General features: G+C 38.5%; 17 protein-coding genes. 9 read left to right on the top strand and 8 right to left on the bottom strand.

Features of this window, described 5'->3' with window-relative positions; translation table 11 throughout:
- Positions 1–17: 17 nt before the first annotated feature.
- From arsC to PARC_RS06020, 3 genes are read left to right on the top strand one after another with little or no spacing between them, the layout of a single operon-like run.
- Positions 18–365 (top strand): arsenate reductase (glutaredoxin), encoded by a 348-nt coding sequence (arsC, locus tag PARC_RS06030; protein ID WP_007581040.1) that lies wholly within the window; start codon positions 18–20, stop codon positions 363–365.
- Positions 365–919: an NAD(P)H:quinone oxidoreductase gene (gene wrbA, locus PARC_RS06025; protein WP_010555076.1), complete on the top strand. Its 555-nt coding sequence runs from the start codon at positions 365–367 to the stop codon at positions 917–919. The genes arsC and wrbA overlap by 1 nt, the downstream gene beginning before the upstream one ends.
- Positions 916–1,359: a DUF2069 domain-containing protein gene (locus tag PARC_RS06020; RefSeq protein WP_010555075.1), complete on the top strand. Its 444-nt coding sequence runs from the start codon at positions 916–918 to the stop codon at positions 1,357–1,359. The genes wrbA and PARC_RS06020 overlap by 4 nt, the downstream gene beginning before the upstream one ends.
- Positions 1,360–1,441: 82 nt before the next feature.
- Here PARC_RS06020 and PARC_RS06015 read toward each other — a convergent pair whose 3' ends face one another.
- A complete protein-coding gene (locus PARC_RS06015) occupies positions 1,442–2,779 on the bottom strand; it encodes an ankyrin repeat domain-containing protein (protein ID WP_010555074.1) in 1,338 nt (445 codons plus the stop codon).
- A 230-nt stretch (positions 2,780–3,009) separates the two neighbouring features.
- A complete protein-coding gene (locus PARC_RS06010) occupies positions 3,010–3,603 on the bottom strand; it encodes an MlaC/ttg2D family ABC transporter substrate-binding protein (protein ID WP_007583914.1) in 594 nt (197 codons plus the stop codon).
- A 244-nt stretch (positions 3,604–3,847) separates the two neighbouring features.
- On the opposite strand from PARC_RS06010, the gene PARC_RS06005 reads away from it, so the two are divergent.
- Both PARC_RS06005 and PARC_RS06000 read left to right on the top strand, forming a co-directional pair.
- Complete coding sequence (locus tag PARC_RS06005) at positions 3,848–4,384, top strand: acyloxyacyl hydrolase (protein ID WP_010555073.1); 537 nt, start codon at positions 3,848–3,850, stop codon at positions 4,382–4,384.
- A 126-nt stretch (positions 4,385–4,510) separates the two neighbouring features.
- A complete protein-coding gene (locus PARC_RS06000; protein ID WP_010555072.1) occupies positions 4,511–4,657 on the top strand; it encodes a DUF2897 family protein in 147 nt (48 codons plus the stop codon).
- Between the two features lie 53 nt (positions 4,658–4,710).
- On the opposite strand, the gene PARC_RS05995 is transcribed toward PARC_RS06000, so the two are convergent.
- Together PARC_RS05995 and bamC are read right to left on the bottom strand one after the other, a co-directional pair.
- Positions 4,711–6,081: a YjiH family protein gene (locus PARC_RS05995; RefSeq protein WP_007583911.1), complete on the bottom strand. Its 1,371-nt coding sequence runs from the start codon at positions 6,079–6,081 to the stop codon at positions 4,711–4,713.
- Between the two features lie 66 nt (positions 6,082–6,147).
- Complete coding sequence (bamC, locus tag PARC_RS05990; protein ID WP_010555071.1) at positions 6,148–7,209, bottom strand: NlpB/DapX family lipoprotein; 1,062 nt, start codon at positions 7,207–7,209, stop codon at positions 6,148–6,150.
- A 359-nt stretch (positions 7,210–7,568) separates the two neighbouring features.
- Here bamC and PARC_RS05980 point away from each other — a divergent pair, with 359 nt between their 5' ends.
- Positions 7,569–8,102 carry a glycine cleavage system transcriptional repressor gene (locus tag PARC_RS05980; RefSeq protein WP_007583906.1) on the top strand — a complete coding sequence of 178 codons (534 nt, stop codon included), beginning with the start codon at positions 7,569–7,571 and terminating at the stop codon, positions 8,100–8,102.
- An 11-nt stretch (positions 8,103–8,113) separates the two neighbouring features.
- Entirely contained in the window at positions 8,114–8,593 is a 480-nt protein-coding gene (gene bcp / locus PARC_RS05975; protein ID WP_002963124.1) for a thioredoxin-dependent thiol peroxidase, read from the top strand.
- Between the two features lie 558 nt (positions 8,594–9,151).
- Here the strand turns inward: bcp and PARC_RS05965 are convergent.
- Both PARC_RS05965 and PARC_RS05960 read right to left on the bottom strand, forming a co-directional pair.
- Positions 9,152–10,069, bottom strand: a complete 918-nt coding sequence (locus tag PARC_RS05965) for a hypothetical protein (RefSeq protein ID WP_010555068.1) — start codon at positions 10,067–10,069, stop codon at positions 9,152–9,154.
- A 485-nt stretch (positions 10,070–10,554) separates the two neighbouring features.
- Positions 10,555–11,298 carry a class I SAM-dependent DNA methyltransferase gene (locus PARC_RS05960; protein WP_010555067.1) on the bottom strand — a complete coding sequence of 248 codons (744 nt, stop codon included), beginning with the start codon at positions 11,296–11,298 and terminating at the stop codon, positions 10,555–10,557.
- 436 nt (positions 11,299–11,734) lie between these two features.
- On the opposite strand from PARC_RS05960, the gene PARC_RS05955 reads away from it, so the two are divergent.
- Entirely contained in the window at positions 11,735–12,721 is a 987-nt protein-coding gene (locus tag PARC_RS05955) for an IS110 family RNA-guided transposase (protein WP_010555535.1), read from the top strand.
- A gap of 59 nt (positions 12,722–12,780) precedes the next feature.
- Here PARC_RS05955 and queE read toward each other — a convergent pair whose 3' ends face one another.
- A complete protein-coding gene (gene queE, locus PARC_RS05950) occupies positions 12,781–13,446 on the bottom strand; it encodes a 7-carboxy-7-deazaguanine synthase QueE (RefSeq protein WP_002960417.1) in 666 nt (221 codons plus the stop codon).
- A 145-nt stretch (positions 13,447–13,591) separates the two neighbouring features.
- Between queE and queC the strand changes: the two genes are divergently transcribed.
- Positions 13,592–14,248, top strand: coding sequence for a 7-cyano-7-deazaguanine synthase QueC (gene queC, locus PARC_RS05945; RefSeq protein ID WP_007583902.1), 657 nt, complete (start codon positions 13,592–13,594; stop codon positions 14,246–14,248).
- Positions 14,249–14,336: 88 nt separating this feature from the next.
- Here the strand turns inward: queC and PARC_RS05940 are convergent, their stop codons facing one another.
- Entirely contained in the window at positions 14,337–14,786 is a 450-nt protein-coding gene (locus tag PARC_RS05940) for a methyltransferase family protein (protein ID WP_007583901.1), read from the bottom strand.
- Positions 14,787–14,810: the final 24 nt, after the last annotated feature.

Genomic DNA, 14,810 nt, shown 5'->3' with positions numbered 1-14,810 from the left:
CACTTTGGAATCATTTTATGTCTGTTACTATTTACCACAACCCTCGTTGTTCTAAATCACGCGAAACGCTAGCGCTACTGCAAAGTAAAGCAATAGAGCCAAGTGTTGTAGAGTATTTAAAAACGCCTCTTACACACGAGCAAATTTCAACGCTTGTAATCCAACTTGGTTTTTCATCCGTACGTGAATTAATGCGCACAAAAGAAGATGACTACAAAGCACTTAATTTAAAAGATGAAAGCAGTGAATCAGCATTAATAGATGCCATGGTACAAAATCCAAAACTAATTGAACGCCCTATTGTAGTGAATAACAATAAAGCAGCGATTGGTCGTCCACCAGAAAACGTACTAAGCGTTTTATAATGAGTGCAACCATAGTGGTGCTTTATCACTCAAGCCATGGCTCAGTTGAAGCAATGGCTCACGAAATAGCAGAGTCGATAGAGCAACAAGGTGCTAGTGCACTACTTCGTACCTTTGTGGCTAAAAATGCGCACGACATTGTGATCACCAAAGATGATTTAATAAATTGCGATGGTTTAGCATTTGGTACTCCAACCCGATTTGGCATGATGGCCTCTCAAGCTAAAAGCTTTTGGGAAACCACCAGCGACTTATGGTTAAAAGGTCAGTTAATAGATAAGCCAGCGTGTGTGTTTTCGTCATCAAGCAGTATGCATGGTGGTAATGAAGCAACCTTACTTAACTTATCTCTGCCACTATTACACCACGGTATGATGCTACTGGGCGTGCCGTACGATGTACCCGAACTACTTGCAACACAAACAGGTGGAACACCATACGGTGCAACACACGTTGCTGGCAGCGCTAATAGTGCACAGCTAAGCAAAGACGAAATTAAAATATGCCAAAGCGTTGGTAAACGCCTTACTCACATTGCGAGAAAACTTAAATGAATACAGCTGACAACCCAGCTAAAAAGCCGATTACAGTAAAGTTTCAGCGTGCCGCACTATTTGGCTATGTAGGTTTACTTGTTCTTATTCCACTGTGGATGTATTTTGTGCCACCTCTAAGTGGTAATGCGAGTTTAGTGTCTTTATTTTTGCCTATTATTCCGTTACTACTGCCGTTAAGAGGCATAATTAAAGACAGTACATACACTTATGCGTGGGCTAACTTTGTTGTAATGCTGTATTTTATTCACGGGCTTACAATGCTGTGGGCAGCGCCAGATGAGTTAATTTGGGTATTGCTAGAGCTTGTGTTTGCCTCTTCAATGTTTATTGGTTGTACTTACTACGCAAGACATCGCGGACAAGAACAAGGTTTAAAAATCCGTAAGCTTAAAGAAGAACTAGCTGAAGAAAAAGCAGCAAATGAGCACGGTAAATAAGGCTTAACCATAAACGGTTATAAATACAAAAAACGCGCTTAAATTGCTTTAAGCGCGTTTTTTATTAGCTGTTTAAAAGTGACTAAACTAAATCACTTAAGGCAGCTAGCACCACAATGCTCGCCAGCCCTATTTGAGCTATTAAGCTAATAAACGAAAAGCCCCTGAGCACAAACAAGCCCCAAGGGTGTTTAATATGTGGATATAACGCACAGCGTTTTAAAGTGGTCGCAAAGAAAAAACAAATCACTGCCGCCATAGTTAAACTCAGCGTTAGCTCACTTTTAATAGAGAGTGTTTCATCAAAAAAGAAGAACAACTGCAAAGGCAGCAATATAGTGACAATAGCGTGCAGCACATGTACTTTTTTAATGCGATCAAACTGCCCTTCCGGCGAAAGCTCTTTAATACCAAAGTCACGCTCTAAACATTTAACCAAGTTATTAGCTTTAATACTAACCGCCAAACGGTAACAACTTAAACCTTCTTTATTGCGCGCTCTAAAGTTATAGCCCGCTTTAATAAGCAGCACCATTAACGATTCATTTTTAGCAAATACAGCGTAATGAAGTGCTGTGTTACCTAAATTATCAACCGCTTTTTTGTCTTGCTTTGCAAGTAGCGTTTCAACCACATTTACAAAGCCTTTTTCGGCGGCCCACATAAAAGCTGTTTTATTGTTTTCATCAGCAAGAACACCCGTAGCGCCTTGCTCAATAAAACGCATTGCCATTGTTTGCTTGGCTGTTTTTTTACGCAGGTGCGTTAATAATGCTTTTTCTAGCAGTACAACAGAGTCAACATCAGGAGAAACCTGTGTAAGCAACGTAAAATAGTCTTTACCCGCTGCTACTTTTTCGCTGGCAAGTTCAGAAAGAGTATCTAAATCAGCAATAGACTCTGGAATAAACGCACTTAAGCGCTCTCTAAAATCAACTTCTTTCCAAAGGGCTAATGTATCTTTTGCCGAAAGTTTACTTTTATTATTTAGCGCATGCTCAATTAACGTGAAATAGCGTTTACTAAAAAACAAATCGACTAAAGACAGTGGCGTATCTATGGTATTTTGTGCAGCCACACTTGCGTATTTTTCAAGGCGCTGGCATAGCATAAGCACTAAGCTTTCAGGGGTGTATTCATTATCGTAGTAATGGCTTTTAACCGCACTAATATACGCTTGTGCGTCTTCGTCATATTCAGAGATATGTTGAAAGTAACATTCTTCAAATGGTTCTAGTGGGGTTAGCCATGCCAAATAATAAATAGGCGGTAACACGGTGGTGCATACACCATCGTCTTCATTTGTAGAACGACAAGCAGGCCAAGCTTCCAAAGCATCTAAAATAAAGGCACCGTTTTGTTCTACCAGTCCTTTAATAAGTAATGGGTATTCCTTTGGCCAAATCAGTACATTTTCCATTAAAACAACACAACTCCAGTGTGGCTTGGGGGTGGTAAGTTATATCAGTTTTTAGCTGACACCACGCTTAATCAAAGTGTCGATATTCTAGCACACCTTTGTTTTGCTGCTAGCGCAAAATTACGCAATAACAACAATCCTTTACTTACAAATATAAAAACGGCCAAGTACATAAGTAATTGGCCGTTTTTGAGGTTGGAGTTGGGCTTAATCAGAGCCAGACAAATAGTCTATTTACTTTTTAACTCGCTAATAACTTGATCTAAACCCACTTCAGAAATACGTTGAATAATCTCTTTTTGCTTAGCACTTAATAGTGAAATGCCTTCGGCAACAATATCGTATACTTTCCACTCATCATTTTTACCTAAACGAAGCTTAAAACTTAAGTCGATTGTAGGCGCATTTGGCTCAATAATTTGTGTATTAACTGTTGCGTACTCAGAGTCACTTTTTGCGTTATTACGCTCAAATACTACTTTTTGACCTGTGTACTTCATTAGTGCACCAGCGTATGTACCTGTTAAGTAATGCTCTACTGCATCTATAAATTGAACAGCCTGTTCGCGCTCAATGCCTTTAATGTGCTTACCTAATAATTTAAACGATACAAACTTAACATCAATATGTGGCATTAAACGTTTTTCAACAATGGCAGCCATCGCTTCTTTGCTTGCTGTGCCTTTTGAATTTACTTGGCCAATGTCTGCAAATAGCTTATCGGCTACTGATTCAAGTAACTGATCTGGCGATTGCTGAGTTTGTGCAAATAACGAACTACTAAAAAAAGCAGTGGCTAAAACGAATAGTTTAAAGAGTTTCATAATTGTATATGTCTGTGTGATTAAGATGGCTGTAATTTACGCGAACTATACGCAATAAAAAAGGCACAAATAAGCAACTTATTAATGCCCAAATCGCACCAATAAAATAACTAAAATAAATTCAAGCAGTTAGAAACCTCCGTTAACAGCTCATATACAACCGGCATTTTGTCCTCATTGTAATTGTTAATAGGTCGCCCTTATCATTTAGTTATCACTTGAATCAGACAAACATTTGGCACCTATGAAAACGTCACTTAAAACACTTATTATCTCTTTTGTATTAGTAGTTTCACTTTTTGGCAAACTTGCTTTTGCTCAATCGAACCACGGTTATGCCGTTGATTTTCTCAAAGGCGAAGGTAACGTAAACGGCGTTAAGTTTGCGTATCAGTATCATGCACCTAGCATGCAAAATATAATTGGTGATGCACGCTTTTACTTTGAAACCAGCGTAAATATGTGGGAATACCGCCACGGCGATGAAACACAATCAAACCTAGTACTTGCTATGTCACCTGTGCTGCAATTTCCTGCTTTTAGTTTTAACAACACCCCATTTTATGTAGAAGCAGGGATTGGTGTATCACTGATTGATGAAACGCAGTTTGCCGGTAAAAACATAAGTACTCACTACCAGTTTGAAGACCGCATAGGCCTTGTTGCCGACTTTGGCCACACCAATGTTGCCCTTAGAGTTATTCACTATTCAAACGCAGGCTTTAAAGAGCCAAACCCAGGGCTTAACTTTTTAACGCTTTCGGTAGCTAGACGTTTTTAAGGTTATTGATTGTGTTTAAAGTTATTGATTGCGTTTAAAATTATTGATTGTGTTTTGAGTAATTTAATTGCTGTTATAGCGTAAAACGGTCACACTTAAACGTACTAAATATTAAGTGATACTGCGATGCAAACTTGGCATATTGTAATTATTGTCGCCGTTGTTTTTGCTATTGTCATTGGTAATATTGCGCTGATTAAACTCTCTGCAAAAACGGAGTTTAAAAAGCCCAACGCCAATATTAAAAATGCAATAGACACAAAAAAGCCCTGATTAATCAGGGCTTTTTCAACAATACCAATTCGCTTAATTATATTTTCGTTAATTTAGCCTACTAACCAATGCGCCATTAGCGCAATAACAGGTAAAGTAATTAGCGTTCGCAAAATAAATATAATAAATAACTCTAAAATATTTACCGGTATTTTACTGCCAAGTAAAAGTGCGCCCACCTCAGACATATAAATAAGCTGAGTTACACTCATTGCGGCAATAATAAAGCGCGTTACATCACTTTCAATTGTACCTGCTGCTAATATTGACGGAATAAACATATCAGCAAAACCAACCATAATAGTTTGCGACGCTGCTGCCGCTTCGGGTACTTGTAATAACTCTAAAAATGGCACAAACGGCATACCTAAATACTGAAATATAGGCGTATGCTCAGCAATGATCAGTGCAAATGTACCTACCGCCATAACTACAGGCAATACACCAAACACCATATCAAGCGCGTTATGTAAGCCCTCTTTTATTGTACCTTTAACACCCGTTGAGTTATCTGCTTTAGCTAATGCAACATCTAACGAATGACCAAATAAGGTTTTATGACCCGGAATTGTTTCAGCGTCTCTATCTGGCTCAGTACCATCAATCAATAAGTCTTTTTTAAAGCGCAGTGGCGGTAATCGCGGCACAATAATAGCGGCAACAATACCGGCTAAACATACCGTTGCGTAAAACGGTGCAAATAGGTATTCAAGTTTAACTTGCCCAAGCACCACTAAACTAAACGTAATTGAAACCGCTGAAAACGTAGTACCAATAATAGCCGCTTCGCGTTGTGTATAGTGCTTTTGATCGTACTGCCTTGCAGTCATCAAAATACCCACACTACCATCACCTAACCACGATGCAGTACAGTCAACCGCGCTTCTACCAGGTACACCAAATACAGGGCGCATTACTTTAGTCATTAACGTACCAGCAAGCTCTAGTAGACCAAAGTTAATTAATAGCGGCAGTAATAAGCCCGCTAAAATAAATACCGAAAACAACACTGGCAATAAGTCATTTAATACCAGCGCGCCAGTATTGGCCGAGGTAATCATCTCGCTGCCTAGGCTTAAGTACGTCATTAGACCAAACGCCATACCAAATAAGCGCACCACCAGCCATGTCCAGCTCACATCAAATAAATGCTTTAACAAAGGTGAGTTACATATAGCGGCGGGTTTAAACACTTTAGTAATTACAGAAATAACCCCTGTAATACAAATAATGAGAGTAATAATTGCTTGAGCAGAGCCAAGCATCATTGCTTGAACCGCTTTTGCCATAACGGCAATAGGAATGGTCATCCCTTGCGAGGTACTAATGGGTGTCATAAATAAAAACACACCAATTAACGAAGGAACCAAAAAAGTAAACCAAGTGCGCCACGTGTAGTGTGAACGATGAGGTAGCTGAGACATATTGTTTAACCTATAAAAACCACAAAAAGAGCATAGCGCTCTTTTTGTGGTAAAACTTATTATTATTTAAATTTTAATGCCGCGCTGAATGAGTGCTGCTTCTAATGCTTGTTGTAAACCATTCATAGTACCTGGCTCAAGCGTTTCGCCTTTATCATCCATCCACGTTAAGCTAGTACCGCCTTCTTTAGTTTTACTTACTAAAATTTGGTATTGGCCTTCATCAATAGGTAGTTGAGCTACGTCATCACCCCAAATTGAATCCCAAACACTTGTTTCTGGTTTAGTGTAATCAGCAGTAATTAAGCCCGTATCTGGGTTAATTTCAACAATAGTGAACGACAAGCGCTCTAAAAATCCAGAGAAACGGTCAAACACAGCTTCGTAAGATTGCTCAGTTACAAGTGCTGCATTACCTTTGTTATCAAAGCCCATTTCAAGAGAAATAATACCTTGGCGTTTACGCATATCAACTTCAAGTTGACGGTAACGGTAATCAAACTCGCTCACTACTTGGTTAAGCGCACGTACTTCTAACTGCTGCTTTAACAAATCAGTTAGCGTATGGTCGCCTTTAAAATCAATCAGCTCTACACGTAAAGACGCAGTACGCTGATGTGACTTTTCTTCAATAGTGAATCTAAATTTTTCTAAGTCATCGTTAACTTCATCGCCCCACCACCAAAAACCTTCTTCGGTTTTAATGATTGAGTACCAATCAGTTTCAATAGTACCTAGTAGCTTGTCTTCTTTTGTGGTTCCTGCATTGTTATCAGCGAGGACTGATTGAATCGTGTCCCAAAGAAATTCATCTAAATCAGCAATGCCATCGTTTTTATCAAAATAAATACGCGCTTGTTTATCTGTCTCTTCTACCCAACTGCCTTTAGCAATTGTTAATACTTGTGCCGGTGGGCGGTAATTTGTAGCTTCAGGATTGTTGTCGTATTGACCTACATCCATTTTATAAACTGGGTCTTGAGCTGGTTGAGATAACGACGTTGGTGCTTTTATAGGCTCATGCGTACGATAGTTACGTTCGTCATGTGCCTTATTAATAAATACACTACACCCTGATAAACTTACCAATACACTTACTGCAAGTGCTTTTGGGATCCAATACTGCACAGATATTTCTCCTTAGCATACCCTTTAATTGTTTTAACAAATATATGAGTGGGTAATGCCGATTTGGTTCAGTGTAAAATCAATATTAACTTTACATTTATTATTTGGCTGCCTAAATGCAATAAAGTTCAGCACTTCAACTTAGCAATAAAACTAAGCGCAAATAAGCAAATTTTAGCTATGGTACTTTCCCGTGCCAGTAAAAACAAGAAACACCGCACTTTAAAAGCGCTTAATTAGCGTGTGCTGTAGTTTAGAGCCCTTTTTGTGTTAAACTTCGCCGCCGTGCAACTTCTCGTGTGTATTTTTGGTGTTGCCAACTCGGTTGATATAATCCAAGTAACAAGGTATTTGAACTCATGACTGCATTTTCAAATCATCAAATTGTTTTAACAGCGATTGGCGAAGACAGACCCGGTATTGTAAGTGAACTAACCCAACTGGTTAGCGATTGCCACTGCAACATTATTGACAGCCGTATTGCTATTTTAGGCTGCGAATTCACCTTCATAATGCTACTTAGCGGCGACATGTCGGCAATAAGCCGCATAGAGCACGTACTACCAACTAAAGCCATGGAACTTGGCCTGCTAACCATGATGAAGCGTACAGCGAGCCATACTCCTAGCGAATTTTGTGCAGGTTACACACTAGAATATACAGGCATAGACACCCCAGGCACATTGAGCAAAGTAACGCGCTTTTTTGCCGACAATAATATTAGTATTTGCTCACTTAAGTCAGACACTTATTCTCAAGAAGACAACATTAAAATGCGTTGTGAACTTGAATTCAACATACCTGTTGATGTAGATATAGATCAATTTAAAATTAGTTTTGAGAGCCTTTCTCACACGCTAAACGTAGATTATATTTTTAAACGAATTCGTTAAGGATGCTAAACATGAACACAATTAGTCCATTACAAGCTGGCGATACTGCACCCGCTTTTAGCCTACAAAACCAAAACGACGAAACAGTAACATTAAGCGAGCTGTTAAAAGAGCAACAAGTGCTTGTGTACTTTTACCCTAAAGCGTCAACGCCGGGCTGTACTGTACAAGCCGAAAACCTACGCGATGAGCAAGCACAGCTTGCTAAATTTAACACCCGCGTTGTAGGTATTAGCCCAGATCCAATTAAGCGCCTTAAAAACTTTGAAACTAAAAAAGAGCTTAATTTTGATTTATTAGCCGACGAAGATCACGCCATTGCTGAAGCATTTGGTGTATGGGGCTACAAAAAGTTTATGGGTAAAGAGTACGATGGTATTCACCGCCTAACGTTTTTAGTAGGCCAAGACGGTAAAATTAAACACTTATTTGATAAGTTTAAAACTAAAGATCACCATCAAGTAGTGTTGGATTATCTTGCGGCAGAGTAATCTCGCAGCAGTATAGCTAGCGGCACAGTAAGTTAGCTACCAGCTATTAGACAAATACAGAAAAGCGTTGCTCAAGGGCAACGCTTTTTTTATGCTAGTTATTAAACCTTAGATTTATAAGAGCATGCTCGAGGGATAAATAGGCAATCAATAATTTTGATGTATGAAATCAAGATTTGACCCCTATGGTTTCTTAATCGAGATGGGTAATAAAACTCGTTTAAATTTACACTTTTGTCGACCTGCCAAATAGTTTTTACATTTTCTACTTGAGAAGCTTTTAAATACACCTCCTCAACATTAAACATCTTAATTTTTGCAAATTTACTAGATTTAGATTTAAAGAAGTTGTAAGCGTCCGTTAATGGTAAAGAAAGTGCTCTAATTGCAGCAACTTCAAGCATGATTATAAAAAGAAAATTTGACTATACAGAGAGGTTCAAATGAAATCTAGCTTGTCGTTTAGAGTAAGCTTTATAGATATTCAATTAAACTCTCTCTAAAAAATGATCTAATTTTGTATAGAGCCAAATATGTAGGTATTTGATCTTTTTTAAATTATCTAGGTGTTAGATTATATGTTTTCTCTAACTCAGAAAGTGTTATCGTATCGTTGTCTCGGTATGAGTAATCCAACCACTTTTCTACAGTTTTTTGGAACATACTCATATCGAAATTATCTTCTCGAGCTTTTAACTGCAAGCCAGCTATGCTTTTGATAACCAGACTCATTTCAAAAATGCTATCAGTATATTTAAAGATACTTACACTTACTCTAAAAGTTAGTATACCGATAGCATTGGATAAGTCATCCTTAGCATCATCAATACTTTTAATTAGTAGGATTAATTTCATATCACAACATAGCGTTGCCATACTTGCATGTTTTTGTAACCCATTTAAATCAGTGTAATGAAGTAATAATTCGTCCTTATACTCCGAAGGATCTTCATCTGAATAACAAGATAATCTATCTAAAGTTTCGGTGATATCATTAAAAGTATCACAAACTTTATCAAGCCTTTTTTTCATTGGGTTAGTATCATACAATTCTCCCTTGCTAGGCTTCTTATAGAGGCGGGAGTAAACAAGTGAGCTGAAAATAGGATCAAAATACTTATAATTTCCAGCTTTGATAACCCCATACATTTTTTTTTCAAACTGTTCTGCGCCTTTATAGAAGAGATCTAATTGATGCTCATACTCCTGTCGTTCTAGATTTGAATTAAATTGCAATGCTCTGAAATTTGCTGCGGCAACTGTACCTAATGGCAGGGCTAGACTTAAAATAAATAATGGAATTTTTTGATACTCAACAAAGAGCTCTAGAGACTCTTTAGTGATAAACGCAAAGCTTAAATTAGAGCTACAAGCTATGAGCCACATTAGTAAAGTGGCTACTATGATAGGAACTCCAACAAACCCCAAAAATATTGGGTAGGTAAAAATACTGCTATTGAACTTAATAGATTTCATTATATTTCCTTATATATTCAGTCTTAAATAATAACCGACGTATTTTGCTCTATGGAATGATTCATTCACACCAATTTTTAACCTTTTTTCCTCCATCGTATTTCACAGCGAGACCAGAGGGGTCAAACCTTGACTTCATACATCATGATTAATTAACGCTTACTTTTGATATTTTTAAACATTTTACAATACAAAGTACCGAGATAAATAGATAGAGTAGCTTTGCTTGTGCAATTAAGTTGCCTATCCTTTTCAACTATCAAAAATACCATAATAGCTTGATTTAAACGTAAATAATAAAAATAAAAATTAGCTGTTTATATTCGCAGGAACTCAAATAAGTTACATTGTCGGATGGCGCTTCGCTTATCCGACCTACGTTTTCAAATATATAATGCGGGGTTATTGGGGCATAGGTATTGGAGGTTCGTTGGGTTTCGCTACGCTCTACCCAACCTTGTATCTCTTCTTGATGAGTGTTTAACTTAAATTTTTACGCAGACAAAAATGGCGTTGCCTGAGCGCTCTGCCCATGGGGTTATTTTGTCGTAGTCATGTTCAAATATGTGAATTTCGAAGTACAGCTTTAGGGCTTCTTTAAGCTCAGTATAACTAAAAGCAACCATTGGGTGCTCGTCGTGCCATACGAGTGTTTTATCTGCGGTGGTTTTTTCTATGCTGAGTTTTAATAACTGTTTACTGCCAGTGCCACTGTAGTGCCAACCAGAGCGAAATGTGAACGAGCTATTTTCGCTTGTTGCTGTGTGCTCTACAAATGAATCGCTGTCGATTTTGTTTTTATCAACCGTGTTAAAACAAAATATCCCACCTACATTTAATGCGCTGTGTACGCTGGCAAGGCATTCTTTTAACTTATTAATACCGTCGCAGTAGTGGATTGAATACAAAAAGCAGGTAATTAAATCCAATTGCTCGGTTACTTTAAACTCACTCATATTTTGCAATGAAAATTGCGCTTCTGGGCAACGAATTTGTGCTTTATCTAGCATTGGCTGGTTTAAATCAAGCCCACTACTTTTATAGCCGTAATCAATAAAGTGGCGTACATGCGGGCCGGTGCCACATGCTAAATCGAGGTGGGTATTTGCGCCATTACCAAAAATTTGGTGCAGCCTGTGAATAGAATTGCTTTGGGCTTGATAATCTATATCTGCGCACATTAAGTCGTAGTAATCAGAAAGGTCGGTGTAAAGTGCATTTGCGGACATATAAGCCTAGTGGTAAGTAGTAGAATATTTTTAAGTCGCGCATAGTAAACTAATTAGCACAATTAACGAAGAAGATATGAGCTTTAGGGTAGATGTAATCTTAGGTTATAAAGTTCAGTCTATAAAGTACAGGGTTGTCGGATGGCGCTTTGCTTATACGGCCTGTGTATTTAAATATTATAGAGCGTTGTTATAAAACGGTGTGAAATTGGAGATTTGTTGGGTTTCGCTACGCTCTACCCAACCTTGTATCTCTTCTTGATGAGTGTTTAGCTAGCACTTGTCACATCGGGAAGACAGTGAGCTCGTACCCAACCAGAGTGTGAAAATGCTGTGACGTAGATTGAGCCCTGACTTCCTAACCTCCATTAAACTGAATGGTATCCTAGCGCCCCAACTAAGGGTGACGCTGCATGTACAAGGGGAGTAGATAGAGATGAAAGCTTTTATTGGCATTGATGTGGGTAAAGACAAGTTAGATATTTCCTGGCTACGCGATGTAGTCAAAAGTAAAAAGAAAACGAAGATTTTTAAAAATAACCCGCAGGGCTATCAAGAGTTAGTTGCCTGGTTGATAAAGAATACAAATTTAGAAGCACAAGATATTGTTATTACAACAGAGCCCACAGGTGTTTATAGCGAGCCGCTGATGTATTTCCTATATGAGCAAGGATTTATTTTATTACATGTAAATCCTGGTAAAGCAAAACAGTACGCAAGTTCATTAGGGCTTGTCCATAAGACAGACAAGTCAGACGCCACAATGCTTGCTCGTTATGGTCATGACCAACAGCACTCACTTTTAAGTTGGCAGCCTGAGCCTGTTGAAGCGAGAGAGTTAAAAGTAATGACGCGTAGACTTGAAGCACTTGAGCAAGACTTACGTCGCGAAGAAAATCGTTATGAAGCTGTTGGTTTCTCAGGTGCATCTACTCGAGTTACTCAGTCAATTGAAGATATGATAGCTGTACTAAAAACTGAGATAGGCAAGCTAAAAAATGACATTGATGAGCATATTGATAGACACCCACAATTAAAAAAGAACCGCCAATTGCTTCAAAGTATCAAAGGTGTTGGAGAGGTAATATCACGTATGATGGTGTCCTTGATGGCATGTAAACAGTTTAAAAATGCCAAGCAATTAGCTTGTTACTTAGGCTTAATACCTAAGCTTAATGAGTCAGGCAAACGGGCTGGAAAAACAACTTTAAGCAAAGAAGGGCCTGGGTATATAAGGGCTAAATTGTATATGGCTGCTGTAGTAGCTGTACAACATAATCCAGATATAAAAGCCCAAAATAAGCGATTAGTGGAGCAAGGTAAAACAAAAATGCAGGCAATTGGTGCTGCAATGAGAAAGCTGACACATATCTGTTTTGGTGTTGTGAAGAATCAAACTGAATATCAGCCCCAAGCTATTTAAAGAAAGCTTGAGGCTGGTTAGAAGAGATGGTATCTACGTACTATAACTTTAAGCTGGCTTTAACTAATTCCTAAATACTTATGTACTTGTATTGATAGGCGCCAGTTTTTGGCAATGCAGGTGTCGATTGCTAATTTAGTTGCTGATACTTTTTGACTAATTGGCTGTAAATAAACAAGCTTTGGGTTAACGCCTGTTTTAGCAAATAACTCTTCTAACTCTTCTACGTGCTTTTGCATAGCAACGGGGTGTTTAATTTCGTTTGCACGCTTCATTGTGCTGGTAAGTACTTCATAACCGCCGCGCATATTGATTTTTGGTGATACCGTTACCCATGTTTGCTCTGGGGCGAGTATTTCAAACGTGCCGCTGGTTTCTATTTGTGTACTAAAGCCGTGTTCGTGTAATAAGTTACATACTGGGTTTAAATCAAACATGCATGGCTCGCCACCAGTAATAACTACGTGCTTTGCGGTATAACCACGTGATTGAAACAACGCTAAAATTTGCTCTGCACTGGCGTTAGCCCAATGATCTGAGTCGGCTTTTTTTTCTACGGTTTCGTCCAGTGATACTTTATATACATTATCAACATCCCACGTTTGCTTAGTGTCGCACCAAGAGCAGCCTACTGGGCAGCCTTGCAGACGTAAAAATATTGAGGGTGTGCCAGTAAAGCTAGCTTCACCTTGAATGGTTTCAAACACTTCATTAATTTTGTACAAAAGAGATCTCACTTACTACCTAGCAGCCAAATTGCTACTATTAAAAAACCAAAAAGCGCTGTGCAAAAATTGTTATTTAAGCTGCGGCCGTGTAGTATATCGCGCCCTGATATAAACCTCTATTAAAACTAAGAGCAAAACAGATATGACGCAAAAAGTAGTTGTTATTTATTCCGGCGGTATGGACTCATTTACCGTATTAAATAAAGCCCTGCAACAAGGCCATGATGTATATGCCCTATCATTTGACTATGGTCAGCGTCATGTAAAAGAGCTTAAAGTGGCGGCAAGTGTGTGTGAAAAATTAAACGTTCCACACAAAATTGTTGATATTTCGGCGATTAACCAACTTATTGGTGGCTCATCACTTACTGATGACATTGATGTGCCTGAAGGCCATTACGAAGAAGAAAGCATGAAAAGTACGATTGTACCTAATCGTAATATGATTTTGCTCTCGCTTGCTGTTGGTTACGCGGTATCACTTAAAGCTGGCCAAGTTTATTACGGCGCTCACTCTGGGGATCATGCTATTTACCCTGACTGCCGTCCTGAATTTGTGCAAAAAATGGATGATGTATGTCGTATTGCAAATTACGACGCTGTAGAAATTTTTAGCCCATACTTAAACAATACTAAAATTGGTATTTTAACCGACGGTATTGAAATGGGTTTAGATTACAGCCAAACGTGGACTTGTTATAACGGCCGTGAAAAGGCCTGTGGTAAATGTGGCGCGTGCCAAGAACGCCTTGAAGCATTTGCACTAAATAACATTACAGACCCGTTAGAATACGAATAAGCACCAATTAATTAGTAATACAATTGCTGTAAACAAAAAAAGGCTATCATCGATAGCCTTTTTTGTTTGTTTAATTTTAACGTAGAGATTACAACCAACGTTTTACGCGCGCTTTATAGGCGGTAAACTCTTCGCCAAATAATTTAGTGAGCGCACGCTCCTCGGGTATTATTTGAAAAAACGTTAAATACGCAATAAACCCTATAATACATAAAAGTGCCCACAAGGAACTTAACCAAATACCCCACCCTGCTAAAATAAATGCAAAACCTACGTACATTGGGTTACGCGAAATCCGATAAATACCGCTAGTAATAAGTTTTGACGCTTGCTCAGGTTTATTAGGGTTTACAGTGGTGTTTGCTATTTTAAAACTCACCACCCCTGCAATACAAAAAACACACCCTATAATGACCAAACTTGCTGCTAAGTAGGTAATAAATGCGGTGAAATCAATAACACTGTAATGCGCAATAAGCGCCATTATGCCTGCAAAAAACAGCACAACAATAACGGGAGGTATTTTATTATTTAACATGGCAACTCACTGTATTGGCTAAAG

Origin of the sequence: Pseudoalteromonas arctica A 37-1-2 (genome assembly GCF_000238395.3) — a bacterium.
Taxonomy (GTDB): Bacteria; Pseudomonadota; Gammaproteobacteria; order Enterobacterales; family Alteromonadaceae; genus Pseudoalteromonas; species Pseudoalteromonas arctica.
The sequence above is the reverse complement of the archived record's forward strand: the minus strand, read 5'-3'. Positions and strand labels throughout refer to the sequence as shown.